Below are 25,425 nucleotides of genomic sequence, written 5' to 3' on the forward strand. Positions count from 1 at the left end.
CCCTTGATACTGTTCAGCTTAGTTGCTGTTTGCATCCTTGCTTTCGTTAGACGCACTTTGCAGGGCTTTTCGTGCCTGTTGTTTGCGCAGTAATTGCCAATGCGAAAGGACGGTTTTCGGTGCCCAGATCTGTGGTTCGGATGCTTCGAAACCGTCTGCCAGTTCACGTTCGGCGACAGTGGCCTTGGCCAGTTTGAAGGCTTGGTCCAGGTCATCGGTCTGGTTCAGGGCCTGGGCGAAGAGTGCATCGCCGAAGTAGGTGAAGTTGGCTTCCTCCGAGCAGCCGAAGGACACCCGGTCGGCCCGCGAGGCCGTCATGATCAGGGTCCGTTCATCCTTGAGGGCGGGGATGAAACCGCCGGAGTAGCAGGACGAAATCACGATGATCTTGTCGCGGTTTTTCAACGGGGCGAGAACAGCGGCCAATTCGTCGGCTGGAAGATCGGCCAGCTCCATGCGCGGCTGGTCCAGCACCAGCTCGTGTTCGCTGGTGCCATGGCTGGTCAGGTAGATGAAAATCAGGTCTTCCGGACCGCTGCGTTCGGCCAGCGTCAGGGCTGCTCGGCGCAGGTTTTCCCGGGTAGCCATCGGGCGGTCGGCGAGGTGGTCGCGATGGTTCACCAGGCGGATCTGGCCAAAGGCGCCGAAACGGGTGGTGAGCATATTGGCGACGTAGTCGGATTCGCGCAGAAATACGCTTTGCTTGCCATCACCGCCCAAGGTCAACGAATACAGCTCCACCGCCGGGGTCGAGGGCGGAATGCTGGTCAGCGCCGAGTCGAGCAAGCGCCCCTGCGCCAGCAGGCCGAGCTCCAGAGTGTCGGGCAACAATTTGCCCTCGGCGTCGCGCACGCGCTGGCCATTGATCCAGGTGCCGCTGAGCACGGTGCCGTCGGTCAACACCAATGTGCCGCGCCCCTGGTAACTGTCGTTGTCGAACTGGCCGGTGTAAAAGCTGCCGTCCGACAGGTTCAGTCGGCCCTGGCCGGAAAAGCGCCAGTCGTTGAACTGGCCGATGTAGTGGCTGCCGTCAGCACCAATCAACTCGCCCTTGCCGTTCAGTGAACCTTCCTTGAACTGACCCAGCCAGACATCGCCGTCGGCGTTTTCGTAGCGGCCTTTGCCGTGCAGTTGATTGTTCTTGAAGCCGCCGACATAGATATCGCCATCGGCGCTGTTGAACGTCCCGTTGCCTTCCAGTTGGCCGTCGACGAAGTGCCCGGTGAACTGATTGCCGTTGCCGTCGCTACGCTGGCCTTCGCCATTGGGTTTGCCGTGGGCGAACTGGCCCTGATAGGCGCTGCCGTCCTCGAGTTCGAGGCGACCCAGGCCGGCGTACTGATCGGCCTTGAACTCTCCGCGATAGCTCATGCCGTTTTCTTTGAGTGTGCCTTCGCCGTTGCGCCGGCCAGCCTTGAAGCCGCCGCTGTAACTGTTGCCGTTGGTGGTCAATGCCCCTTGACCGTCGAACAGTCCCTGATTGAACTGTCCGCGATAGACTTCGCCATTGCTGCCATGCCATTCGCCCTGGCCTTGCCACTGGCCTTTGTCGAATTCGCCGGCGTACCAGCTGCCGTTCGGGTAGTCGATGCGCCCCTTGCCCTGCAGCAAGCCATTGACCAGGTCACCGCGATAGCGTCCGCCGTCCGGCAGGCGCGCGTCGGGGGACAAAGGCGATTCGCCGTCGCCGCAAGCGGTGAGCATCAGGGTCAAGGCAAGGAGTGCAAGTGGGCGCATAGCGGATTCCGGGCAATTAGGCGAAGGAGTATGCCGCAGCTATGTGTCCTTATATAGGGCGAGGTACCGCGAGAGGGCGCGAAACAGCATGAGCTGCTTCGCATCCGGGAAGGTCTATACGAAGCACAGGGACAGGGGTTCGGCGATATACGCCGGTTTGTCCGAACCTTCGATTTCCAGGGTGGCGGTGGCCTTGAGCAGCCATTGGCCGGGTTTTTTCTCGGTGACTTCGGTCAGGTCGACCTTGAGCCGCACTTTCGAATTGACCTTGACCGGCTGAATGAAGCGCACGCTGTCGAGGCCATAGTTGACTACCATCTTCAAGCCTTCAGGCATGACGAGGATGTCTTCCATCAGTTTCGGGATCAGCGACAACGACAGGAAACCGTGAGCGATGGTGCTGCCAAATGGCGTTTGCGCGGCCTTGACCGGATCGACGTGGATGAACTGATAGTCCCCCGTGGCTTCAGCGAACAGGTTGATGCGTTCCTGATCGATGGTGAGCCATTCGGAACGTCCGAGTTCCTTGCCGACATAATCTTTGAGCTCTGCAACTGGAACATAGGGCATTGAGACTCTCCTTGGGTTCATCGGTTTTATAGTTTTGGCTTGCGGGGATTTGACTTCCCGGCTTACTACTTTAGATCAACATGGCCAAACGCTCAGGTCAACTGACCATGCTTTTGGCGAATGCCGATCCATAGCGCGGGCATGCTTATAATGCCCGGCCAATGCGGGTGATGGATTTTGCGGGAGATCTTTGATGTTGTTACGGGGCCTGACATGGCTGGTGCTGTTCCAATTGCTCGGCACTGCGATCAATCATTTGATTTTGCCTGTGCTGCCGGGGCCGATTGTGGGGTTGCTGCTGTTGCTGGTTTACCTCATCTGTCGCGGACAGGTCGGCGAACCACTGAACCTGGCGGCCAGCAGCCTGTTGCGCTACCTGCCGCTGTTGCTGGTGCCGCCAGCCGTGGGCGTGATGGTCTATGCCGCTGACATCGCGGCGGATTTCTGGGCCATTGTCGGTGCGCTGGTGTTGTCGCTGCTGCTTTCGATGGCCTTCGCCGGGGTGCTGATGCAGCGCATGGTCAAGCGTCACGCAGTCTCCGAGGACAGCCAATGATCTTCGACTGGCACGGCGCCTGGACGTCGGTGATTCACCATCCGTTGTTCGGCATTGGTATTACCCTCGGCGCCTATCAGCTTGTACTGGGAGTGTTCGAGAAAACCCGATGGATCTTTTTGCAGCCGGTGCTGGTCTCCATGTTGCTGGTGATCGGCGTGCTGGTGGGCTGCGGCCTGACCTACGCTGAATATCGCAAGAGCACCGAGATTCTCAGCATCCTGCTCGGTCCGGCCACTGTCGCGCTGGCGGTGCCGCTTTATCTCAACCTGCGACGGATTCGGCAGTTGTTCTGGCCGATATTTACTACGCTGGTGATAGGCGGGGTGGTGGCCACGGGGATGGGCGTGTTGCTGGGTTGGTCGTTCGGTGCCGAGCACATGATCCTGATGACCATGGCGCCGAAATCGGTGACTTCGCCAATTGCCATGTTGGTGGCTGAGCAGATCGGTGGGGTCGCGGCGCTGGCAGCGGTGTTCGTCCTGATTACGGGTGTGATCGGGGCGATTTTCGGTCCGGCCCTGTTGACCCGGCTGGGCGTGCATAGCCCGGAAGCCAGGGGCATGGCACTGGGCATGACGGCCCACGCGGTCGGCACGGCAGTGGCGATGCAGGAAAGTGAAGAGTGCGGTGCCTTCGCGGCGCTGGCGATGAGTTTGATGGGCGTGGCCACGGCGGTGCTACTGCCGCTGGCGGTGTCGATGGTGGTGTAAGGAAATGTCTATGAGTCTGCCGCTTTTTCCGTTGAACACGGTGCTGTTTCCTGGCTGCATCCTCGACTTGCAGATCTTCGAGGCGCGCTATCTGGACATGATCGGCCGCTGCATGAAGCAGGGCGGCGGTTTCGGCGTGGTGTGCATTCTTGAAGGTGAAGAAGTCGGGATCGCGCCGGCCGGCTACGCGCTGGTGGGCTGCGAAGCGTTGATCACCGATTTCAAACAACAGGACAACGGCCTGCTGGGGATTCGGGTTCAGGGCGGGCGGCGTTTCCATGTATTGAAAGCGGAGGTCCAGCGCGATCAGTTGACCGTCGCCGAGGTCGAGTGGCTGGAGGACGAACCGGAACAGCCCCTGCAGGATGAGGACGCCGACCTGGTGGCATTGCTCAAGGCCCTGGCGGAGCACCCGATGGTCGAGGCCTTGAACATGGGCACTGAAGCGACCGGGCAGCAGTCACTGGCCAATCAGTTGGCGTACTTGCTGCCTTTTGCCGAGCTGGACAAGATCGACCTGCTACAACTTGATGATCCGCAGCAGCGACTGGATGCGATTCAGGCGCTGCTGGATGAATTGCAGGGTGAGTTGTTTGCCTGAGGAGCGTTTTTACTAATACGCATACCGTAACATCGTATGCGGCAAATGCCGCAACACGAAGAAGCCGAACAATGCCACCAGCGCCGGCAACACCAGCCACCAGACCTTGGGTGGCAAGGCGTTCAGCGGGGCCTTGCGCTGGATCAGCCACAGGCTGGCCGCACAGACACATGCCGCCAGCATCGCGCCAGCCATGACATCGGTCGGCCAGTGTGCCCCGAGGTACACCCGGGAAAGGGCAATCGCCATCGCCGGCAAGCTGGCCACCAGCAACCAGGTCAGGCGCATGCGCGGCGGTTGCCCGCGACCAGCCAGCACGGCGAGGGTCAGAAACAGCGCGAACGCGCCTGAGGCGTGGCCGCTGGGCATGCTGTAACTGGTCAGTGGATCACTCAATACTTCCGGGCGCACGCGGGCGAAAAACTGTTTGGTTGCGGTGTTGGCCAATGCCGTGCAGAGGAGGGTACTGCACGCGAAAACTGCCTGTCGCCATTGCCGGGTAATCAACAGCAGTGCTACCAACAATGCACTGAACAGCAGCATGTTGCGGAATTCGCCAATCAACGTGAAGACCACCGCCACCTCATCGAGCATTGGGCTGCGGTGCTCCTGCACCAGGGTCATCAGCCCTTGATCGAGAGCGCTCAGATACGGATAGCCGATGAACAGCCCTGCCAGAATCAGAAAACTCATGCTGGCAATTAACGCTGTAGCCCGGCGATGCTGGCGCAGGCTACTGGTGGCACTCAACCCCACCATGACCGCAATGCTGCCGGCAACGATCCCGGCCTGAGTCCAGAAGCCTTCGGGCAGCGGCAAGCGAATCGCCGCGCCGGTGGCCCAGCCTGGCAGCAGGTAAGCCACCGACCAGCCCGCGCCAGCCAGCAGACTGACGGCGAAGAAGCGTGGGAAGGGCATGTCGCACATGCCGGCGACCATGGGCAGCATTGGCCGCAACGGTCCGATAAAACGCCCGACCAGCAGGCTGGCGATGCCATAGCGCTGGAAGTAGGTCTCGGCCCCGGCGATCCATTCCGGGTGATGGCGCAATCCTGGCAGCCGCCGGATATTCTGGTGGAAATGGCGCCCCAGGAAGTACGAGACCACATCGCCAAGCACGCCGGCCAGGAAGCCCAGCAGCAGTGTTTCACTCAGCGAGAGCGCTCCGCTGCCGGCCAGTACCGCCACGGCGAACAGCAGCACGGTGCCGGGCACTATCAGCCCGGCAATCGCCAGGCATTCCACGAAGGCCACAATGAACACCGCCGCCGCCAGCCATTGCGGGTTGACCGTCAACCAACCGGTCAGGCTATCGAGCCATTGGCCCATAAAAACCACTCCATCTAATGTTCAATTGGTCCCTGGGGACAAACACAATTCTTCAAAAACACCCAAAAGCCCTGTGGGAGCGGGCTTGCCCGCGAAGAGGCCCTTTCAGTCGATATTGGTATCGCCTGATACTCCGCTTTCGCGAGCAAGCCCGCTCCCACATGGATCAATCCAATTTCAAGTCAGCACAAAATAGTCGCGACCTTCGATTTGCCCCCGTCGCAGTGGGTTGCGTGTGCAGTACGGCGCGTAAGCCGCATCGACGAAGCGGTACATCAGGTGCTCATCGCGCCCGTGGGGGATGCCCAGGCGCGTAGTCTGGATGATGTGGGCGGGCGTCTGGCCGACGTGCTCCACCAGTAGCACTTCATGGTCGAAGCGTTTGGCGTCCCACACCGGCACTTTCAGGCCCAGCGCCTTGCACAGCAGCGTTTGCCCGGCGCAGAGTTTTTGTGACGGGCGAGGGTGGCCCTGGGCATCGGGGTTGTTCAACAGCATCTGTGCCAGGCTGGCCGGCCCGCTCAATTGATCGACCCACGGGTAGGCGGATTTGATCAGTACCGCGTTTCCCGGGCCTTGGGCGCTGAAGTTCAGGGAGTCACCACCCCGGGCGTAATACATATAGATGTGGCCGCCATCCAGAAACAAAGCCTTACGCTTTTCTGTGTAACCGAGGGACGCGTGGCTGCCTTTTTCTGCGCAGTAATAGGCTTCGGTCTCGATAATTCGGGCGCTGAGCCACAGGTCGCCAACTCGATGGCGAATGACTTTGCCCAGTAACTCCCGGGCCAGAATCTGGGCGTCACGGTCGAAAAACGCGTCCGGAAGGCCTGCTGGCAGGCTCATGGCGGACGCTCGAACAGTCAGATTGGACATGATGACCAGTGTTTGTCAGGGCTGAATGAGTCGTGATGATAACAATTTGCAGCTTAATCCCGGCTGAACATCGGCAAATGCCCCTCCATTTCGACCATCCGCCCGTCACCGCTGTTAGTCCCGGGACGCGACAGCTATAATCTGCCGCTTTACTCTTTACCAAGACCTAATCAAAGACCACGCCAGACCATGACTGAGTCCGTTCTTGACTACATGACCCGCCTGGGTCGCGCTGCCCGCGAAGCTTCCCGCGTGATCGGCCGAGCCAGCACTGCGCAGAAAAACCGCGCCCTGCAGGCCGCCGCCAATGCGCTGGACGCTGCCCGCGCCGAGCTGACGGCGGCTAATGAGCTGGATTTGGCCGCCGGTCGCGCCAACGGTCTGGAGCCGGCCCTGCTTGAGCGCCTGGCACTGACCCCGGCGCGTATCGACGGTATGATCGTCGGCCTGCGTCAGGTGGCAGCCCTGCCGGACCCGGTCGGCGCGATCCGTGACATGAGTTTCCGCCCGTCCGGTATTCAGGTCGGCAAGATGCGCGTGCCACTGGGCGTGATCGGAATCATCTACGAGTCGCGGCCGAACGTGACCATCGATGCCGCCAGCCTGTGCCTGAAGTCCGGCAACGCGACCATCCTGCGCGGCGGTTCCGAGGCCATTCATTCCAATCGAGCCATCGCCGCCTGCATTCAGCGTGGTCTGGCCGAGGCCGATCTGCCGGCTGCGGTGGTGCAAGTGGTCGAAACCACCGATCGCGCTGCCGTCGGTGCGCTGATCACCATGCCTGAATACGTCGATGTCATCGTGCCGCGCGGTGGCCGTGGCCTGATCGAACGCGTCAGCCGTGATGCCCGCGTACCGGTGATCAAGCATCTGGACGGCATCTGCCACGTTTATGTGAGTGAACACGCCGATCTGGCCAAGGCCCAGCGCATTGCGTTCAACGCCAAGACTTACCGTTATGGCATCTGCGGTGCCATGGAAACGCTGCTGGTCGATCAAACCGTCGCCAGCGATTTCCTGCCGGCGATGGCGGCACAGTTCCGCGAAAAAGGCGTCGAGCTGCGCGGTTGCGAACGCACCCGGGCGATCATCGATGCGGTGGTCGCGACCGAAGAAGACTGGAGTACCGAATACCTGGCACCGATTCTGTCGATCCGTGTAGTCGACGGACTGTGCCAGGCCATCGAGCACATCAACCATTACGGTTCCCATCACACCGATTCGATTGTCAGCGAACACCAGGGTGACACCCGGCGTTTCGTGGCTGAAGTCGACTCCTCGTCGGTGATGATCAATACACCGACATGCTTCGCCGATGGCTTCGAATACGGATTGGGTGCCGAGATCGGCATTTCTACTGATAAGCTGCACGCCCGCGGCCCGGTGGGTCTCGAAGGATTGACCTGCGAGAAGTACATCGTGGTCGGCGACGGGCAGTTGCGCGGACAGGAGCCGGTCTGACTTGGGCGACTTCGACCTGTCAGCCCCGGTCACCGTCAGCGAGCCAGCCCCTCGCCGCATTGGCGTGCTGGGCGGAACGTTTGACCCGGTGCACATCGGCCATTTGCGCGGTGCGCTGGAAGTTGCCGAAACCCTGGCGCTCGATGAGTTGCGTCTGACACCCAGTGCCAGGCCGCCCCATCGGGATACGCCGCAGGTGTCGGCGAAAGACCGTCTGGCGATGGTCGAGTGCGCGGTGGCCGGTGTGGCGCCGTTGGTGGTGGACGCCCGCGAATTGCAGCGGAACAAACCGTCCTACACCATTGATACCCTGGAACTGATGCGCGCCGAACTGGCCGTATCCGACCAGGTTTTTCTGCTTTTGGGCTGGGACGCTTTTTGCGGCCTGCCCACTTGGCACCGCTGGGAAGAGTTGCTCCAGCATTGCCATATCCTGGTGTTGCAACGCCCGGATGCCGACAGCGAACCGCCGGATGCCTTGCGCAACCTGCTGGCAGCGCGCTCGGTGAGCGACCCGCTGGCCCTCAAAGGGCCGAGCGGACAGATTGCATTCGTCTGGCAGACACCGCTCGCGGTATCCGCCACCCAGATCCGTCAACTGCTGGCCAGCGGTAAGTCGGTACGTTTCCTGGTGCCCGACGCGGTCCTGGCCTACATCGATGCGCACGGACTCTACCGTGCGTCGAACTGAATAGGAGTGCCTCAAGGCACGTGGCAACAACGTGTATTGAAGCGCCCGAACATACGAGCAAAACGAGTTTTATATGACGAACAACGACGTAAACAAAGTTAAGCGCAAAGGCACGTTCAAGAGTGCCCCGCTGCCTGAAAAGGTCCTCGCTGCCGAGCCACCTAAAGGCGACGAGCTGGTCAAGATCGCCGTAGCCGCCCTGGAAGACGTCAAGGCCCAGGACGTGCTGGTAATTGATGTTCGCGACAAGCAGAGCATCACTGACTACATGATCATCGCCACCGGTACGTCCAACCGCCAGATCGGCGCGATGCTGGACAAGGTCCGCGAAGCCGTCAAAGCCTTGGGTATCAAGCCGTTGGGTGAAGAAGGCAAGGGCGACAGCGACTGGGTGCTGTTGGACATGGACGACGTGATCGTCCACATGATGACCTCCAACGCCCGTCAGTTCTACGACCTGGAGCGCCTGTGGAAAGGTGCCGAGCAGAGCCGTGCGGCCGATGGCAAGCACCACAGCCCTGAAGTTGGTCACGAGCACTTCAACAAGCTCAACAAAGACCAGGAATAAGGGACCGCTGTGCGACTGCGACTGATCGCCGTCGGTTCACGCATGCCCAAGTGGGTGGAAGAAGGCTGGCATGAATATGCCAAGCGCCTTCCGTCCGAGCTGGCGCTGGAACTGGTGGAAATACCGCTCAATACCCGTGGCAAGAACGCCGACGTGGCCCGTTTCATCCGCCAGGAAGGCGAAGCCATGCTGGCAAAGGTCGGGCCGAACGAGCGGATTGTCACACTCGAAGTCCATGGCAAGCCCTGGAGTACCGAGCAACTGGCGGTCGAGCTCGATCGCTGGCGGCTGGACTCGCGCACCGTCAACTTCATGGTCGGCGGCCCCGAAGGGCTGGCGCCGGAAGTCTGTGCCCGGGCCGACCAGCGCTGGTCGTTGTCGCCGCTGACCTTGCCGCACCCGCTGGTGCGGATCCTGATCGGCGAACAGTTGTACCGTGCCTGGACCGTGCTGTCCGGTCACCCTTACCACAAGTAATTCTGCCCTCATGTCCCAGCCGATCCGCATCAAGGACCACGAAAAAGACGCCCGTCTGGTGCGTGGCCGCGTCGTGTTCGGGGCCATTGCCGTGGTGGCGCTGATTGGCGTGCTGATCGCGCGTCTGTATTTCCTGCAGGTGATCCAGTACGAGTACCACTCGACCCTGTCGGAAAACAACCGCGTCCATGTGCAGCCGATTCCGCCGACCCGTGGCTTGATTTTCGACCGCAACGGCGTGGTGATTGCCGATAACCGGCCCAGCTTCAGCCTGAGCATGACCCGCGAGCGTTCCGGCGACTGGCAGCAGGTGCTCGACGTGATCGTCGAGGTGCTGGAGCTGACGCCCGAGGACCGGGTGATCTTCGAGAAGCGCATGCGTCAGGGGCGCCGGCCGTTCGAGCCGGTGCCGATCCTGTTTGAGCTGACTGAAGAGCAGATCGCCCGGATCGCCGTGAACCAGTTCCGCCTGCCGGGCGTGGAAGTGGTCGCACAGCTGGTTCGTCACTATCCCCAGGGCGCGCACTTTGCGCACTCGGTGGGCTACATGGGGCGGATCAACGAGAAAGAGCTCAAGTCCCTCGATCCGGTGAGTTACAGCGGCACCCATCAAATCGGCAAAACCGGCATCGAGCGTTTCTACGAGCCGGAACTGCACGGTCAGGTGGGTTACGAAGAAGTCGAGACCAACGCTCGGGGCCGTGTATTGCGGGTACTCAAGCGTACCGAGCCGATTTCCGGCAAGGACATTGTCCTGAGCCTGGACATCAAATTGCAGGAAGCCGCTGAAGCCGCGCTCGGTGGTCGTCGTGGTGCGGTGGTGGCCCTGGACCCGAAAACCGGCGAGGTCCTGGCGATGGTCAGCCAGCCGAGTTTCGACCCGAACCTGTTCGTCACCGGCATCAGCTCCAAGGCCTATTCCGAGCTGCGCGATTCCATCGACCGGCCGCTGTTCAACCGCGTGTTGCGTGGTCTGTACCCGCCAGGTTCGACCATCAAGCCGGCGGTGGCGATCGCCGGCCTGGACTCCGGCGTGGTGACGGCGTCGACCCGGGTGTTCGACCCCGGTTACTACATGCTGCCCAACTACGATCACAAATACCGTAACTGGAACCGTACCGGCGACGGCTTTGTCGACCTCGATACGGCGATCATGCGTTCCAACGACACTTACTTCTATGACCTGGCCCACAAGCTGGGAATCGATCGGTTGTCGGCGTACCTGAGCAAGTTCGGTATCGGCCAGAAAGTCTCGCTGGACATGTTCGAAGAATCGCCGGGGTTGATGCCGACCCGGGAGTGGAAGCGTGCGACGCGCCGTCAGGCGTGGTTCCCGGGGGAGACACTGATTCTCGGTATCGGTCAGGGCTACATGCAGTCGACGCCGTTGCAATTGGCCCAGGCCACCGCATTGGTGGCCAACAAGGGTGTCTGGAACCGTCCGCACCTGGCCAGGACCATCGAAGGCGAGAAGCCGGTGGATCCTAACCCGATGCCTGACATCATCCTGCGCGATCCGGCGGACTGGACCCGGGTGAACCACGGTATGCAACAGGTGATGCACGGTGCCCGCGGTACGGCGCGCAAGGCCTCGATCGGTGCGCAGTACCGGATTGCCGGCAAGAGTGGTACGGCCCAGGTGGTCGCGATCAAGCAGGGCGAGAAGTACGACCGCTCCAAGGTGCAGGAGCGCCATCGCGACCACGCCTTGTTCGTTGGTTTCGCACCGGCCGACGATCCGAAAATCGTGGTCTCGGTGATGGTCGAGAACGGTGAGTCGGGCTCCGGCGTGGCCGCGCCGGTTGTGCGTCAGGTCATGGACGCCTGGCTCCTGGACCAGGACGGTCGGTTGAAGCCCGAATACGCCAGCCCTATCAGTGCAGAGGCAACAGCCCGTGATGAATAATTTTGATCGCATGCTCTCCAGCGAGGATGTGATGCGTCGCCGTGCAACACTGTTGCAACGAATGCACATCGACGGCGTGTTGCTGATCCTGCTGCTGACGCTTGCCGCCGGCAGCCTGTTCGTCCTGTATTCGGCCAGTGGAAAAAGCTGGGATCTGCTGGCAAAACAGGCCACTTCGTTCGGTATCGGCCTGGTGTCGATGATCGTCATCGCCCAGTTCGAACCGCGTTTCATGGCGCGCTGGGTGCCGGTCGGCTATGTGATCGGTGTGTTGTTGCTGGTGGTAGTGGACGTCATGGGCCACAACGCGATGGGGGCCACGCGCTGGATCAACATCCCCGGTGTCATCCGCTTCCAGCCATCGGAGTTCATGAAGATTCTGATGCCGGCAACCATTGCCTGGTATCTGTCCAAGCGCACCTTGCCGCCACAGCTAAAGCACGTCGGTATCAGCCTGATGCTGATCGGCATTCCGTTCATTCTGATCGTGCGACAACCGGACCTCGGCACTTCGCTGCTGATTCTGGCCGGTGGCGCGTTCGTGCTGTTCATGGGGGGGCTGCGCTGGCGCTGGATCCTCAGCGTGCTGGCCGCCGCCGTTCCCGTGGCGATTGCCATGTGGTTCTTCATCATGCACGACTACCAGAAGCAGCGAATCCTGACGTTCCTCGACCCGGAGAGCGATCCGCTCGGTACGGGCTGGAACATCATCCAGTCCAAGGCGGCCATCGGTTCCGGCGGTGTGTTCGGCAAGGGTTGGCTACTGGGTACTCAGTCGCACCTGGATTTCCTCCCGGAAAGCCATACCGACTTCATCATTGCCGTAATGGGTGAAGAATTTGGCCTGGTAGGGATCTGCGCGCTGTTGCTGATCTACCTGCTGTTGATCGGCCGCGGTCTGGTGATTACCGCCCAGGCGCAGACATTGTTCGGCAAGTTGCTCGCGGGCAGCCTGACCATGACGTTTTTTGTTTATGTTTTCGTCAACATCGGTATGGTCAGTGGCCTGTTGCCGGTGGTGGGGGTGCCGTTGCCGTTCATTAGCTACGGAGGAACTTCGCTGGTGACGCTGCTGTCAGCGTTTGGGGTTTTGATGTCGATCCATACCCATCGCAAGTGGATCGCGCAGGTTTGAATAAGGTGAAACTTTCAATGCAAGTAATGCGTGGCTGGGCGACTCGACATGCGCCATGGGTCGGCCTGGTAAGCATCCTTGGCACCGTGCAGGAAGCGTTGGCCGGCGACTACGAAGGCTCACCCCAGGTGGCCGAATTCGTCGGTGAAATGACCCGCGACTACGGTTTCGCCGGTGAACAGTTGATGGGCGTGTTCCGCGAAGCCGAACGCAAGCAGTCGATTCTGGACGCCATCTCGAAACCCGCCGAACGGGTCAAGCAGTGGAGCGAATATCGCCCGATGTTCATCACCGATGCGCGCATAGCCCGGGGTGTGGACTTCTGGCGTCAGCACGAAGCGGTGCTGGCCCGTGCCGAGCAGGAATACGGCGTACCGGCCCAGGTCATTGTCTCGATCATCGGCGTTGAAACCTTTTTCGGTCGTAATACCGGAAATTTCCGGGTGATCGATGCCTTGTCGACCCTGGGTTTCGACTATCCTCCCCGTGCCGAGTTTTTCCGCAAGGAATTGCGTGAGTTCTTGCTGCTGGCCCGTGAAGAGCAGGTCGATCCGTTGACGCTCAAAGGCTCCTACGCCGGCGCAATGGGATTGCCACAATTCATGCCGAGCAGTTTCCGCGCCTATGCGGTGGATTTCGACGGTGATGGCCATATCAACATCTGGACCAACCCGGACGATGCCATTGGCAGTGTCGCCAGTTACTTCAAGCGTCATGGCTGGGTCGCCGGCGAACCGGTAGTCAGCCGCGCCGATGTCCGTGGCGATCAGGTCGACGAAGGTTTGACCGCAGGAATCGAACCGACGAAAACCGTCGGGGAGTTGCGAGCCCTGGGGTGGTCAAGTCATGATGCGCTGCGCGATGATATGCCGGTTACCGCTTTCCGCCTGGAAGGCGACAATGGCTCCGAGTACTGGATGGGCCTGAAGAATTTTTACGCGATCACGCGTTATAACCGCAGCGTGATGTACGCCATGGCCGTACATCAACTGTCTGAACAGCTGGTCCAAGCACGGGGCGTCAAGTAATGCGGGCATTGCCTATCAATAAACCCCTGAAGCTGATGGCATTCGCTGCGTTGGCAATGCTGGTCGCCAGTTGTTCGACCAGCCGTGCGCCGGCCCAGAAGTCCTCCAGCGCCGTGCGCTCGACGCCGGGGCTGGACATCAACCGCGCCCACAAGGATGGCGCGCCGTGGTGGGATGTCGATGTTTCGCGCATTCCGGACGCCACGCCGACCCTGCACACCGGCCCATACAAGGCCAGCCCGTACTCGGTATTGGGTAAAACCTATTTCCCGCTGCAAGAATCCAAGACCTACGTGGCTTCGGGCACGGCGTCCTGGTATGGCACCAAGTTCCACGGCCAGAACACCGCCAACGGCGAGGTGTATGACCTGTACGGCATGAGTGCCGCGCACAAGACATTGCCACTGCCAAGTTATGTCCGGGTGACCAACCTGGACAACAACAAGAGCGTGATCCTGCGAGTCAACGACCGTGGGCCGTTCTACTCGGACCGAATCATCGATTTGTCCTACGCCGCCGCCAAGAAGCTCGGTTATGCCGAAATCGGCACCGCGCGGGTCAAGGTCGAGGGCATTGATCCACAGGCGTATTGGGCGGCCAAAGGCCGTCCGGCGCCTTTGATGCTCAACGAGCCGCAAGTCGCGCAGAATAGCGCCCCGGTGATCACGGCTTCGGCCGGCACCGTCGAGCAATGGACTCCGCCGCCGCAGCAACACGCCGCCGCGGTGGTACCGGTGCAGCTTGATGCAAAAAAAAACGCTTCTGTACCAGCCTCTGGCCAGTATCTGCAGGTGGGCGCGTTCGCCAACCCGGACGCTGCAGAACTCCTGAGATCCAAGCTCAGCGGGATGGTGAGCGCTCCGGTGTTCATCAGCTCGATCGTGCGCAATCAGCAGACCCTGCATCGGGTTCGTATGGGCCCGATCGGATCGCCGGGTGAGATCCAGCAGGTGCAGAACAGTGTGCGCCTGGCCAATCTCGGTTCGCCGAGCGTGGTCACAGAGTAATACGTAGTACTTGATTGTCGGTTCGCTTGCGATTTGGGGGGCGGACCATGTTGTTGGCTCTTCTAAGAACAAAAGCCCGGCACAGGGTTAAAGAGTGAGCAGCTGAACACGCGACAGCCTTTAAGAAGCTGTCTGAATAGTTTTGCCCTCGGGCAAGTTTCCATTAGCGATTTCGAGAGACGGATGAACATCACCACCTTTGCCAAACGCCTGTGCCTTTTAGTCCCGCTGCTCCTCTCACCTGCCGCGTTCGCGGTCGAGATGATGCCGTCGCCACCGCAATTGGCCGCCAAGGCCTATGTGCTCATGGACGCCAGCAGCGGCAACGTGCTGGTCGAGAACAATGGTGACCAGCGTCTGCCACCGGCCAGCCTGACCAAGCTGATGACCGCGTACATCGCGACCCTGGAAATCCGTCGTGGCCAGATCGGTGAAAACGATCCGGTGACCGTCAGCGAAAACGCCTGGCGTACCGGCGGTTCGCGGATGTTCATCAAGGTCGGCTCGCAGGTCACCGTCAGCGACCTGCTGCACGGCATCATCATCCAGTCGGGCAACGACGCCAGCGTCGCGCTCTCCGAGCACATCGCCGGCAGCGAAGACGCCTTCGCCGACCTGATGAACAAGACCGTCGCCGATCTGGGCATGACCAACACCCACTTCATGAACCCGACCGGCCTGCCGAATCCTGAGCACTATTCGTCGGCTCACGACATGGCTGTTCTGGCCCGTGCGATCATCCACGAAGACCCGGCTCACTACGCGATCTACTCGCAGAAAGAGTTCTTCTGGAACGGCATCAAGCAACCGAACCGCAACCTGCTGCTGTGGCGCGACAAGACCGTCGACGGCCTGAAAACCGGCCACACCGACGAAGCCGGCTACTGCATGGTGTCTTCGGCCGTACGTGATGGCATGCGCCTGATCGCCGTGGTGTTCGGCACCAGCAGCGAAGTGGCCCGTGCCGCCGAAACCCAGAAGCTGCTGACCTACGGTTTCCGTTTCTTCGAAACCCAGACCTTCTATCAGAAGGGCGCCGAACTGGCCCAGGCACCTGTCTGGAAAGGCTCCACCAATCAAGTCAAGGCCGGCCTGGCTGAAGACCTGACCATGACCCTGCCGAAAGGCCAGCTGAAAAAGCTCGCTGCCAGCATGACCATGAACCCGCAACTGGTTGCGCCAATCGCCAAGGGCGACGTGATCGGTAAAGTCGAAGTCAAACTGGACGACAAGGTGGTGCACAGCGCTGACCTGATCGCTCTGGATGGCGTCGAAGAGGGTGGTATCTTCCGTCGCATGTGGGATAGCATCCGTCTATTCTTCTACGGCTTGTTCAACTGATAGTGTGCACCTGCATGGCCCCGCGCTGATCCGGCACGGGGCCATGCCCGTCGCCACGGCTTACGCTTACGAGGCCGTTACGCCATGACCGATACCGAAGTAAAGGCGCCTAAGATCGAATTCCCCAACGTTGATTACCCGGTTAAGGTGATCAGCGATACCGGTGTGGGCAACAAGGACAAGATCATCGAGATCGTCAAGAAACACGCGACGATCAACCATGACCGTGTAGATGAGCGCCAAAGCACCAACGGCAAATACACCACCATTCAGTTGCACATCGTCGCGACCGACCAGGACCAGCTGTACAACATCAACAGCGAACTGCGGGCCACCGGTTTCGTGCACATGGTGTTGTGATGTCCGGCACGCTGGGCTTTCGCGAGCTCGGCCAGATGGCTTACGAGCCGGTCTGGCATGCCATGCAACGCTTCACCAACGAACGCGGCACCGATGTTGCCGACGAGATCTGGCTGGTGGAACATCCTGCGGTGTTCACCCAGGGTCAGGCCGGCAAGGCCGAGCACCTGTTGCTTCCCGGTGATATTCCGGTGGTGCAGGTCGACCGTGGTGGTCAGGTGACCTACCACGGCCCTGGCCAGCTGGTGGCTTATCTGCTGCTGGATGTGCGCAGGCTGGGTTTTGGCGTGCGCGATCTGGTCAGCCGGATGGAGCAATGCCTGATCGAGCTGTTGGCCAGTTACGGCGTGACCGCCGTGGCCAAGCCCGATGCACCGGGTGTCTACGTCGACGGGGCGAAAATCGCTTCCCTGGGGTTGCGGATTCGCCACGGCTGTTCCTTTCATGGCCTGGCCTTGAACGTAGACATGAACCTGGAACCGTTTCGACGGATTAATCCCTGCGGCTACGCCGGGCTGGCGATGACCCAGCTGAGCGATCACGCAGGATCGATTGAATTTGCCGAGGTAAGTGCCCGGCTGCGCGCGCAGCTCGTCAAACACCTCGACTATGCTGAGCAGACGACCCTGACGGGCGGAATCGACTGATATGACTACTGATGCAGTGCAAACCATGATCCCGACGCTCGATGTCTCCGAGCGCCCGGCCCCGCGTCCCAAGGTTGAAGCCGGCGTCAAGCTGCGCGGCGCCGAAAAGGTTGCACGCATCCCGGTGAAGATCATTCCGACCACCGAACTGCCGAAGAAGCCGGACTGGATTCGCGTCCGCATCCCGGTTTCACCGGAAGTCGACCGCATCAAGGCCCTGCTGCGCAAACACAAGTTGCACAGCGTCTGCGAAGAAGCTTCCTGCCCGAACCTGGGCGAGTGCTTCTCCGGCGGCACCGCGACCTTCATGATCATGGGTGACATCTGCACCCGTCGTTGCCCGTTCTGCGACGTCGGCCACGGCCGTCCGAAGCCACTCGACGTCAACGAACCGGAAAGCCTGGCCATCGCCATCGCCGACTTGCGCCTGAAATACGTGGTGATCACTTCGGTGGACCGCGACGACTTGCGTGACGGTGGTGCCCAGCACTTTGCCGACTGCATCCGTGAAATCCGCAAGCTGTCGCCGAACGTGCAGCTGGAGACCCTGGTCCCGGACTACCGTGGCCGCATGGATATCGCCCTGGAAATCACCGCCGCCGAGCCGCCGGATGTGTTCAACCACAACCTGGAAACCGTGCCGCGCCTGTACAAGGCCGCACGTCCGGGTTCGGACTACCAGTGGTCGCTGACCCTGCTGCAACGCTTCAAGCAGATGATGCCGCACATCCCGACCAAATCCGGTTTGATGCTGGGTCTGGGTGAAACGGACGAAGAAGTCATCGAAGTCATGAAGCGCATGCGCGAGCACGACATCGACATGCTGACCCTGGGCCAGTACCTGCAACCTTCGCGCAGCCACTTGCCAGTGCAGCGCTTCGTGCACCCGGACACCTTCGCCTGGTTCGCCGAGGAAGGCTACAAGATGGGCTTCAAGAACGTTGCCTCAGGTCCGCTGGTACGTTCCTCGTACCATGCCGATGAACAAGCGAAGCTGGTCAAGGCCGAGCTGATGTCGTCCTGATCTGCGTTATGAAATGAAAAACGCCCGCACGGTATTCAGCCTTGCGGGTGTTTTTTTGCCTGTCCTACGGCACTGGCCACTTTTTCCTGCAACCTGCGGGGCAACAGTTCCTCTTCTGTTTGTCCCCATTCCTGACTACTGTGTGCTGAAGTTTTTACGCAGGGAGATTCACGGATGACCGCTCGACCGACCCACACCCTTTGCCCTCACGTTCCTGTCCCGGCACTGCCGCCGGAAGGCATGATCGGTGTTATTGCACCTGCCGGTCCCGCGCCGCTGGACACAAGTAAAGCCGTGCAATGGATGCGCGCCCGTGGCTATTCGCTGAAGATATTTCCCGGCGTCTACGAGAAGGATGGCTATCTTGCCGGCAGTGACGAGGTGCGGCTCAATGACCTGCACGCGGCGTTCGCCGACCACGAGGTCGATGCCATCATTTGCCTGCGCGGTGGTTACGGCACGCCGAGGTTGCTTGATCGAATCGATTTCGAACTGCTGCGCGACAACGCCAAGCCGTTCATCGGCTACAGCGACATTACCGCAATGCATCTGGCTATCAGCCGTTATGCAGGCTTCGTGACCTTCCATGGCCCGCTGCTCAACGCTGATCTGCTGGGCGACAAGCAAAAGCCTACCGAGCCGTCGTTTTTCAATATGCTGCGCGGGCAGGTGAAGGCAGGCAGTGTGTTGGCGCATCCCGTTGCCTATCCATTGACGACGATCGAGCCAGGTATTGCCCACGGCCGTTTACTGGGGGGCAATCTGTCGATGATCGCCGCGACCATGGGCACGCCTTACGAGATCGATGCCGAGGGTGTCATCCTGTTTATCGAGGACATCAACGAGCCGCTGTATCGCATCGATCGATTGCTGACCCAATTGCGACTGTCCGCTACTTTGGGCAAGTTGCGTGGGGTACTGGTGGGGGATGTGGCGGGTGTGGAGGTACCTGCGCTGGAGCGGTTGCTCAAGCAGACGTTCGAGCCGTTGCGGATACCGGTGTTGTCCGGATGGCGTAGCGGGCATTGCGATCCGAACCTGACATTGCCCATGGGCGCGCTGGTCAGGCTGGATGCAGGGAACAAGGAGTTGGTGTTGGAGCAGGATGTGGTGGTCAGGCTGTAGGTCTTCATCGCCTGACAGTCCGCCTTCGCGAGCAAGCCCGCTCCCACATTGTTTTTGTGTCGTTCACAGATCAAATGTGGGAGCGGGCTTGCTCCGGGCGGCGTTCCGACGAAGCTTTTAGCGGCTGCGCAACCCTTCCAGCAACTTGTGCGTCGGATACCCATCCGCCGGCCAGCCAAACGACTGCTGCGCGCTGCGAATCGCCTTGCGGGTATTGGCACCGATAATTCCGTCCGCATTACCCGCGTCGTAATTCTGGGCACTCAGCAAGTTTTGCAGTTCGATCCGCTCGGTACGGCTCAGCGGCAAATCATCTTTTGGCCACGTGCCGCTGATCAGGCCCGCGCCGTTGAAGCGTTCGGACAACAAGCTCACCCCCAAGGCGTAGGACGACGAGTTGTTGTACTTGAGGATCGCCCGGAAGTTATCGAGCACCAGGAATGCCGGGCCACGGTAACCGGCAGGCAGTAACAGGGCCGCGGACAATTGCTCGGAACCGGCCGGGACCTGGCCGCCATTGGGCAGCGTAATCCCCAGTTGCCGCCATTCCGCGACGCTTTTGCGAATAGTGCCATCGGCCAGCACGTAGTTGAACCCGCCTGGCAACTGCACCTCGAAGCCCCACGGCTGGCCTTTCTGCCAGCCTGAGCTTTGCAGATAATGTGCAGTCGAGGCCAGGGCATCGGCCGAGCTCCCCCAGATATCGCGGCGCCCATCGCCGTCGAAGTCCACGGCATGGGTGTTGTAGGTAGTCGGGATGAACTGGGTCTGGCCCATGGCGCCGGCCCAGGAGCCGAGCATTTTCTCCGGTTCGATATCACCTTGTTGCAGGATCTGCAGGGCGGCAATCAATTGCGCGTGGGCGAAGCCCGGGCGTCGGCCTTCGTAGGCCAGGGTCGCCAGCGAATTGATCACCGACTTGCTGCCCTGGAACTGGCCGAAGTTGCTTTCCATGCCCCACACGGCGACAAGTGCCTCACGGTCGACGCCGTAACGCTGTTCGATACTCTGCAAGATACCGTCGTATTGGCTGACCAGCGCCTGACCTTTGCGAACCCGCAACGGTGACAGGGCGCCGTCGAGGTATTCCCACACCGGTTTTGCGAACTCCGGTTGGCTGCGATCGGCACGAATCACACTGGGGTCGAAGCTGACATTGGCAAAAGCGCGGTCGAACAGATCGGCGCGGATACCGGCGGCCAGGGCATCCTTGCGGAAACCTGCTTGCCATTCGGCAAAGGTCTGGGTTGGCTGGATGTCGAGGTTATCGCCGCTCGGAACCACGGGCGCAATGACTGCGGGAGCGGTGGCGACAGGGAGCGTCTGAAGCGGCTGTGCGTCGGCGGCGGTTGGTTTTTCCGCGCAGGCGACTAGCAAAACAAGGCTGGAGGCAGCAATCAATTGGCGCAGATGCCAACGACGGGAAATACAAAAGGGCATGCACAGGTCCAGGGAAAACGTATCAGGTGCAGACCTTAACATGTTGAGCGGATGCTTGCCTTTCAGGCTGCCAGAAAGTAAGAAGCCTCCCAGCTGTCAGACTGGAAGGCTTCGCGGCGGTAACTGCCTTTGCCCTTGCCGGGGCGTTCCTGGCGGCTGCGGAACAATGGCTGGGCGATGATGGATTTGGCCTTGTTGGGGCCATGCTTCGATGGCTTTTTGCTCATGATGATTGCTCGCAAGTGAGTGGATTTTGCGGGGCAAATCATCTGCTCAAGCGAGGTTTCTGTCTAGTCCCTGCATTGTCTGGGACTTTTCACTCCGCCGGCAACGACAAGCGCTGCCCGGCCATCAACAACGTCAACCGACTCAGGCTCATCCACGGCGAACCCGCAGCCTGGCCCTTGATCTGCGCGTCGATGCGTTGCGCTTCCAGCAGCAGTTGCGCCCAGCGCTGTGCCGAGTAGCGCTGCAGCGCTTTGCTCATCAACGGTTTACGTTTGTCCCAGACCGGCGGCTTGGCCTGGCTGAAAGCCTTGTCCAGCGGCGTACCCTGGCTGTATTGCAGCGAAATATTGGCCAGCAGGCGCAACTCCCGGGCCAAGGCCCAGAGAATCACCGGCGGCTCGACGCCTTCACCGCGCAACCCTTCGAGCATGCGTAGCGCGTGGGCTGCTTCACCATTGAGAACCGCATCGGTCAGGCCAAAGACGTCGAAACGCGCACTATCGGCCACCGCAGCCTGCACGGTTTCAACGGTGATCTGACCCCCTTCGGCCATCAGCTTGAGCTTTTCGATTTCCTGGGCGGCGGCCAGCAAGTTGCCCTCGACCCTTGCTGCGATCAACTCAACGGCGTCCTGGCTGGCGGAAAGCCCGGCCTGGGACAAACGTTGGCGGATCCAGCTTGGCAACTGGGCGACATCGACCGGCCAGATCTGCACGAACTGGGTCTGCTGTCCTTCGACCAGCGCTTTGCCCCACTTGGTTTTCTGCGCGCTGCCATCGAGTTTCGGCAAGCTGATCAGCAGCACGGTGTCGTCGGCCGGGCGCGAGCAGTACTCGATCAGCGCGGCGGCACCTTTGTCGCCGGGTTTGCCGGAAGGCAGGCGCAGTTCCAGCAGGCGCTTTTCGGCGAACAGCGACATGCTGGCACCGGCTTGCAGCAGCGTGCCCCAGTCGAAACTGGCGTCGGCGGCAAACACCTGGCGTTCATCGAATCCCTGCTGGCGGGCGGCAGCGCGAACAGCGTCGGCCGCCTCCTGGCACAACAGCGGGTCATCGCCGCTGATGATGTAGACCGGCGCACGGGGGCCGGGCCGGTGTTGGGCGCGGGGGGCGGGGGCGAGTTCCATCGGCGGGGGCGAACGGGGCGCCTGGGCGCCCCGTAAGTCTTACTGCTGCGGCAGTTCGATTGGCGACTGGCGCGGAGTTTCCGCTTCAGCCTTCTTGGCCGCTTCCAGTGCAGCAGCTTCAGCCTTGGCCCTGGCTTCGGCAGTCTGCTGCAACTGATCCAGCTGGCCCGGGGTCAATTGTTGCAAGCGCAGCATCATGCGTTGGACCATCTCCCGGCGACCTTCTGCCCGGGCGGTTGCGGCCTCCTGATCGGAGCCCACCAGGTTGTTGCCGTCGTGCATGTAGATTTTCTGCACTTCAAGCTTGTCGCTCAACAGTGGCAGATCGCCGCGACCACGGATGTCGTAGTTCAGCACGCTGGTCATCTGGTACTCGCCTGCACGACCGGCACCTGCGTAGCTGAGGATGCGCTGGCTTTCCTGTTCATTGGTCAGCACCAGTTTGTACGGTGCACCGTTATAGACCTTGACGCCGCTGCCCTCCAGTACCTGACGCAACTGAGTCACGGTTTCGCCATAGGCGTTACGGGCGCTCAGGTCGAGTTCCTTGATCGCCAGTTCGTCGGTGCCGGTTCCGCGCAGCTGGAAACCGCAGGCACTCAGCAGAACCGCGAGGCCCATCACCAGCAGATTGCGTTTGATCATCTTGTTGCTCCCCTTGAAACCATGTGGGCCGATCAAGCGGCCCGAAAGGTTTTACTCGGCGCCAAGCTCACCCGGCGCCTGATCCAATTAGCTGGCGACGATATTGACCAGTTTCCCGGGCACTACGATCACTTTACGAATGGTCAGACCGTCGACGAAGCGCAGGACGTTCTCGTTGGCACGGGCGGCTGCTTCGACCTCTTCACGGCTGGCACTGGCCGGCATTTCGATGTGACCACGCAGTTTGCCGTTGACCTGAATCACCAGTTGCAGGCTTTCTTGCACCAGTGCGCTTTCGTCCAGCACTGGCCAGCTGGCGTCGATCACCGGGTCGGCGTGACCCAGGCGATGCCACAGCTCGTGGCTGATGTGCGGGGTGATAGGGGCCAGCAACAGAGTCACGGTTTCCAGACCTTCCTGGACCAGTGCGCGATCCTGTTCGCTGCCTTGCGCGGCTTTCTCCAGCACGTTCATCAGCGTCATCACCTGGGCGATGGCGGTGTTGAACTTGTGGTTCTGGCCGACGTCGTGGCTGGCCTGCTTGATAGCCTGGTGGATCGAGCGGCGAATGGCTTTCTGCTCGTCGTTCAGGCCGGCAACGTCCAGTTTGCCCGGCAGGCCTTGGGTCACGTGGGCCTGAGCCAGACGCCAGACGCGCTTGAGGAAGCGGTGCGAACCTTCTACACCGGAGTCGGACCATTCGGCGCTCATGTCAGGTGGCGAGGCGAACATCATGAACAGGCGGCAGGTGTCTGCGCCGAACTGGTCGATCATCGACTGTGGGTCAACGCCGTTGTTCTTCGACTTGGCCATCTTCTCGGTGCCGCCGATTTCCACCGGCAGGCCGTCTGCGATCAGCTTGGCGCTGATGACCTTGGCCTTGCTGTCGCGCTCGAGTTCAACGTCCGCCGGGTTGAACCAGGTGTAAGCACCATTGGCTTCGCGACGATAGTAAGTCTCGGCGATCACCATGCCCTGGGTCAGCAGGTTCTTGAACGGCTCGTTGGAGCTCACCAGGCCTTCGTCACGCATCAACTTGTGGAAGAAGCGCGCGTAGAGCAGGTGCAGGATCGCGTGTTCGATACCGCCGATGTATTGATCCACCGGCAGCCAGTGATCAGCCGCGGATTTTTCGACCAGGCCACCTTGATAGTGCGGCGAGGCATAACGGGCGTAGTACCACGAGGACTCGACGAAGGTGTCCATGGTATCGGTTTCACGCTTGGCCGGTGCGCCGCATTTAGGGCAGGTGCACTCGTAGAACTCGGGCATGCGCGCCAGTGGCGAGCCGGCACCGTCGGGTACGACGTCTTCCGGCAGCACGACAGGCAGTTGATCTTCCGGCACCGGCACGTCACCGCAAGTGCCGCAGTGGATGATCGGGATCGGGCAGCCCCAGTAACGCTGACGGCTGATGCCCCAGTCGCGCAGGCGGAACTGGGTACGCGAGGCGCCCAGTTCTTTCTTGATCAGCGCGACTTCGATGGCGTCGAAGGCGCCCGCGAAATCGAGGCCATCGAACTCGCCGGAGTTGATCAGCGTGCCGTACTCGCCGTAGGCGTCTTGCCATGGTGTCGGGTTGCTATCGCCGGAGCTGGTGCGCACTACCGATTTGACCGGCAGGTTGTACTTGTGGGCGAATTCGAAATCGCGCTCGTCATGGGCTGGAACCGCCATTACCGCGCCGTCGCCGTAGTGCATCAGCACATAGTTGGCGACCCATACCGGCAGTTTTTCGCCGGTCAGCGGGTGCTCGACGAACAGGCCGGTCGGCAGGCCTTTTTTCTCCTGGGTGGCGACGTCGGCTTCGGCCACGCTGCCGCCCTTGCATTCAGCGATGAACGCCTGCAGTTCAGGATTGTTGCGGGCGGCCAGGGTGGCCAGGTGGTGCTCGGCGGCCACGGCGACGTAAGTCGCTCCCATTAAAGTGTCCGGACGGGTGGTGAAGACTTTCAGCGTGCCGGTTTCGCCGATGGAATCGACGTTGTACGGGAACTGCACTTCCATGCCGCGGGACTTGCCGATCCAGTTGCGCTGCATGGTCTTGACCTGTTCAGGCCAGCCAGTCAGTTCGTCGAGGCTCTCCAGCAGTTCATCCGCGTAGGCGGTGATCTTGAAGTAGTACATCGGGATTTCGCGCTTTTCGATCAGCGCGCCGGAGCGCCAGCCGCGACCGTCGATCACTTGCTCGTTGGCCAGGACGGTCTGGTCGACCGGGTCCCAGTTCACGGTGCCGCTTTTCTTGTAGATCACACCTTTTTCGAACAGGCGGGTGAACAGCCATTGTTCCCAGCGGTAGTAGTCCGGCTTGCAGGTGGTCACTTCGCGCGACCAGTCCACCGCCAGGCCCAGGCTGCGTAGCTGGGATTTCATGTAGGCGATGTTTTCGTAGGTCCACTTGGCCGGCGCTACGTTGTTCTTCATCGCGGCGTTTTCCGCCGGCATGCCGAAAGCGTCCCAACCCATGGGTTGCAGAACGTTCTTGCCTTGCATGCGCTGGTAGCGGGAGATCACGTCGCCGATGGTGTAGTTGCGCACGTGCCCCATGTGTAGCTTGCCGCTGGGGTAAGGGAACATCGACAGGCAGTAGTAAGTCTCCTTGCCTGGCTGTTCACTGACTTCAAAGGACTTTTGCTCGTCCCAGAACGACTGGGCGGCGGCTTCGATTTCACGGGGCTGATATTGTTCGTGCATGGCTACTTTTGAACTGAATAGGGGTGGCCTAATCCTCTTCAATGCAACGCTGGACGGTGATCGCGCCACATTGGCGTTTTCGATGCCCAGCCGAGCTGGAAGTGGAGTTACAGGAAGCGCCGTAGCATACATGACCGCGC

General features: G+C 60.7%; 25 protein-coding genes. 16 read left to right on the top strand and 9 right to left on the bottom strand.

The window, feature by feature from the left end; all coding sequences use genetic code 11:
* Positions 1-18 precede the first annotated feature (18 nt).
* Positions 19-1,737, bottom strand: coding sequence for a C13 family peptidase (locus ACCD00_RS08590; protein WP_413423609.1), 1,719 nt, complete (start codon positions 1,735-1,737; stop codon positions 19-21).
* A gap of 114 nt (positions 1,738-1,851) precedes the next feature.
* Entirely contained in the window at positions 1,852-2,307 is a 456-nt protein-coding gene (locus ACCD00_RS08595) for a MaoC family dehydratase (RefSeq protein ID WP_057400579.1), read from the bottom strand.
* A 193-nt stretch (positions 2,308-2,500) separates the two neighbouring features.
* On the opposite strand from ACCD00_RS08595, the gene ACCD00_RS08600 reads away from it, so the two are divergent.
* The 3 genes from ACCD00_RS08600 to ACCD00_RS08610 are packed head-to-tail and all read left to right on the top strand — an operon-like array spanning position 2,501 to position 4,177.
* Positions 2,501-2,863, top strand: coding sequence for a CidA/LrgA family protein (locus ACCD00_RS08600; RefSeq protein ID WP_413423611.1), 363 nt, complete (start codon positions 2,501-2,503; stop codon positions 2,861-2,863).
* Positions 2,860-3,576: an LrgB family protein gene (locus ACCD00_RS08605; protein WP_413423613.1), complete on the top strand. Its 717-nt coding sequence runs from the start codon at positions 2,860-2,862 to the stop codon at positions 3,574-3,576. Before ACCD00_RS08600 ends, ACCD00_RS08605 begins: the two co-directional genes overlap by 4 nt.
* Before the next feature lie 10 nt (positions 3,577-3,586).
* Entirely contained in the window at positions 3,587-4,177 is a 591-nt protein-coding gene (locus tag ACCD00_RS08610) for an LON peptidase substrate-binding domain-containing protein (protein ID WP_008022910.1), read from the top strand.
* 12 nt (positions 4,178-4,189) lie between these two features.
* Here the strand turns inward: ACCD00_RS08610 and ACCD00_RS08615 are convergent, their stop codons facing one another.
* Together ACCD00_RS08615 and ACCD00_RS08620 are read right to left on the bottom strand one after the other, a co-directional pair.
* Positions 4,190-5,506 carry a bifunctional DedA family/phosphatase PAP2 family protein gene (locus ACCD00_RS08615; protein WP_413423615.1) on the bottom strand — a complete coding sequence of 439 codons (1,317 nt, stop codon included), beginning with the start codon at positions 5,504-5,506 and terminating at the stop codon, positions 4,190-4,192.
* Between the two features lie 177 nt (positions 5,507-5,683).
* Positions 5,684-6,382 carry a DNA-3-methyladenine glycosylase gene (locus ACCD00_RS08620; RefSeq protein ID WP_413423617.1) on the bottom strand — a complete coding sequence of 233 codons (699 nt, stop codon included), beginning with the start codon at positions 6,380-6,382 and terminating at the stop codon, positions 5,684-5,686.
* A 189-nt stretch (positions 6,383-6,571) separates the two neighbouring features.
* Here ACCD00_RS08620 and ACCD00_RS08625 point away from each other — a divergent pair, with 189 nt between their 5' ends.
* The 13 genes from ACCD00_RS08625 to ACCD00_RS08685 all read left to right on the top strand — a co-directional run bounded on the left by ACCD00_RS08625 (position 6,572) and on the right by ACCD00_RS08685 (position 19,152).
* The gene (locus ACCD00_RS08625) at positions 6,572-7,843 is read left to right on the top strand and encodes a glutamate-5-semialdehyde dehydrogenase (RefSeq protein WP_413423619.1); all 1,272 of its coding nucleotides are present in this window, start codon (positions 6,572-6,574) and stop codon (positions 7,841-7,843) included.
* Between the two features lies 1 nt (position 7,844).
* Positions 7,845-8,534, top strand: a complete 690-nt coding sequence (gene nadD, locus ACCD00_RS08630) for a nicotinate-nucleotide adenylyltransferase (protein WP_413423621.1) — start codon at positions 7,845-7,847, stop codon at positions 8,532-8,534.
* A 73-nt stretch (positions 8,535-8,607) separates the two neighbouring features.
* Complete coding sequence (gene rsfS, locus ACCD00_RS08635; RefSeq protein ID WP_008022922.1) at positions 8,608-9,102, top strand: ribosome silencing factor; 495 nt, start codon at positions 8,608-8,610, stop codon at positions 9,100-9,102.
* A 9-nt stretch (positions 9,103-9,111) separates the two neighbouring features.
* Positions 9,112-9,579, top strand: a complete 468-nt coding sequence (rlmH, locus tag ACCD00_RS08640; protein ID WP_003185785.1) for a 23S rRNA (pseudouridine(1915)-N(3))-methyltransferase RlmH — start codon at positions 9,112-9,114, stop codon at positions 9,577-9,579.
* Positions 9,580-9,589: 10 nt separating this feature from the next.
* A complete protein-coding gene (gene mrdA, locus ACCD00_RS08645) occupies positions 9,590-11,485 on the top strand; it encodes a penicillin-binding protein 2 (RefSeq protein ID WP_413423623.1) in 1,896 nt (631 codons plus the stop codon).
* 31 nt (positions 11,486-11,516) lie between these two features.
* Positions 11,517-12,620: a rod shape-determining protein RodA gene (gene rodA, locus ACCD00_RS08650; RefSeq protein ID WP_052037671.1), complete on the top strand. Its 1,104-nt coding sequence runs from the start codon at positions 11,517-11,519 to the stop codon at positions 12,618-12,620.
* A 17-nt stretch (positions 12,621-12,637) separates the two neighbouring features.
* Positions 12,638-13,648: a lytic murein transglycosylase B gene (mltB, locus tag ACCD00_RS08655; RefSeq protein WP_413423625.1), complete on the top strand. Its 1,011-nt coding sequence runs from the start codon at positions 12,638-12,640 to the stop codon at positions 13,646-13,648.
* Positions 13,648-14,655 (top strand): septal ring lytic transglycosylase RlpA family protein, encoded by a 1,008-nt coding sequence (locus tag ACCD00_RS08660; RefSeq protein WP_413423627.1) that lies wholly within the window; start codon positions 13,648-13,650, stop codon positions 14,653-14,655. Before mltB ends, ACCD00_RS08660 begins: the two co-directional genes overlap by 1 nt.
* Before the next feature lie 183 nt (positions 14,656-14,838).
* Positions 14,839-15,996: a D-alanyl-D-alanine carboxypeptidase family protein gene (locus ACCD00_RS08665; protein WP_413423629.1), complete on the top strand. Its 1,158-nt coding sequence runs from the start codon at positions 14,839-14,841 to the stop codon at positions 15,994-15,996.
* Between the two features lie 84 nt (positions 15,997-16,080).
* A complete protein-coding gene (locus tag ACCD00_RS08670) occupies positions 16,081-16,356 on the top strand; it encodes a DUF493 domain-containing protein (protein WP_003215438.1) in 276 nt (91 codons plus the stop codon).
* The gene (gene lipB / locus ACCD00_RS08675; RefSeq protein ID WP_008022935.1) at positions 16,356-17,003 is read left to right on the top strand and encodes a lipoyl(octanoyl) transferase LipB; all 648 of its coding nucleotides are present in this window, start codon (positions 16,356-16,358) and stop codon (positions 17,001-17,003) included. The genes ACCD00_RS08670 and lipB overlap by 1 nt, the downstream gene beginning before the upstream one ends.
* Positions 17,004-17,028: 25 nt before the next feature.
* Positions 17,029-18,027 carry a lipoyl synthase gene (gene lipA / locus ACCD00_RS08680; protein WP_162130451.1) on the top strand — a complete coding sequence of 333 codons (999 nt, stop codon included), beginning with the start codon at positions 17,029-17,031 and terminating at the stop codon, positions 18,025-18,027.
* A gap of 174 nt (positions 18,028-18,201) precedes the next feature.
* The gene (locus tag ACCD00_RS08685; protein WP_413423631.1) at positions 18,202-19,152 is read left to right on the top strand and encodes a S66 peptidase family protein; all 951 of its coding nucleotides are present in this window, start codon (positions 18,202-18,204) and stop codon (positions 19,150-19,152) included.
* Between the two features lie 117 nt (positions 19,153-19,269).
* On the opposite strand, the gene ACCD00_RS08690 is transcribed toward ACCD00_RS08685, so the two are convergent.
* The 5 genes from ACCD00_RS08690 to leuS all read right to left on the bottom strand — a co-directional run bounded on the left by ACCD00_RS08690 (position 19,270) and on the right by leuS (position 25,285).
* The gene (locus ACCD00_RS08690; RefSeq protein WP_413423633.1) at positions 19,270-20,592 is read right to left on the bottom strand and encodes a lytic murein transglycosylase; all 1,323 of its coding nucleotides are present in this window, start codon (positions 20,590-20,592) and stop codon (positions 19,270-19,272) included.
* Between the two features lie 62 nt (positions 20,593-20,654).
* Complete coding sequence (arfA, locus tag ACCD00_RS08695; protein WP_008022942.1) at positions 20,655-20,819, bottom strand: alternative ribosome rescue factor ArfA; 165 nt, start codon at positions 20,817-20,819, stop codon at positions 20,655-20,657.
* 89 nt (positions 20,820-20,908) lie between these two features.
* Positions 20,909-21,946 carry a DNA polymerase III subunit delta gene (gene holA, locus ACCD00_RS08700; RefSeq protein WP_413423635.1) on the bottom strand — a complete coding sequence of 346 codons (1,038 nt, stop codon included), beginning with the start codon at positions 21,944-21,946 and terminating at the stop codon, positions 20,909-20,911.
* A 39-nt stretch (positions 21,947-21,985) separates the two neighbouring features.
* Positions 21,986-22,591, bottom strand: coding sequence for an LPS assembly lipoprotein LptE (gene lptE, locus ACCD00_RS08705; RefSeq protein ID WP_413423637.1), 606 nt, complete (start codon positions 22,589-22,591; stop codon positions 21,986-21,988).
* An 87-nt stretch (positions 22,592-22,678) separates the two neighbouring features.
* Positions 22,679-25,285 carry a leucine--tRNA ligase gene (leuS, locus tag ACCD00_RS08710; RefSeq protein WP_413423639.1) on the bottom strand — a complete coding sequence of 869 codons (2,607 nt, stop codon included), beginning with the start codon at positions 25,283-25,285 and terminating at the stop codon, positions 22,679-22,681.
* Positions 25,286-25,425: the final 140 nt, after the last annotated feature.

This window comes from Pseudomonas sp. Pseusp3, from assembly GCF_047304225.1.
Lineage (GTDB): Bacteria > Pseudomonadota > Gammaproteobacteria > Pseudomonadales > Pseudomonadaceae > Aquipseudomonas > Aquipseudomonas fluorescens_CD.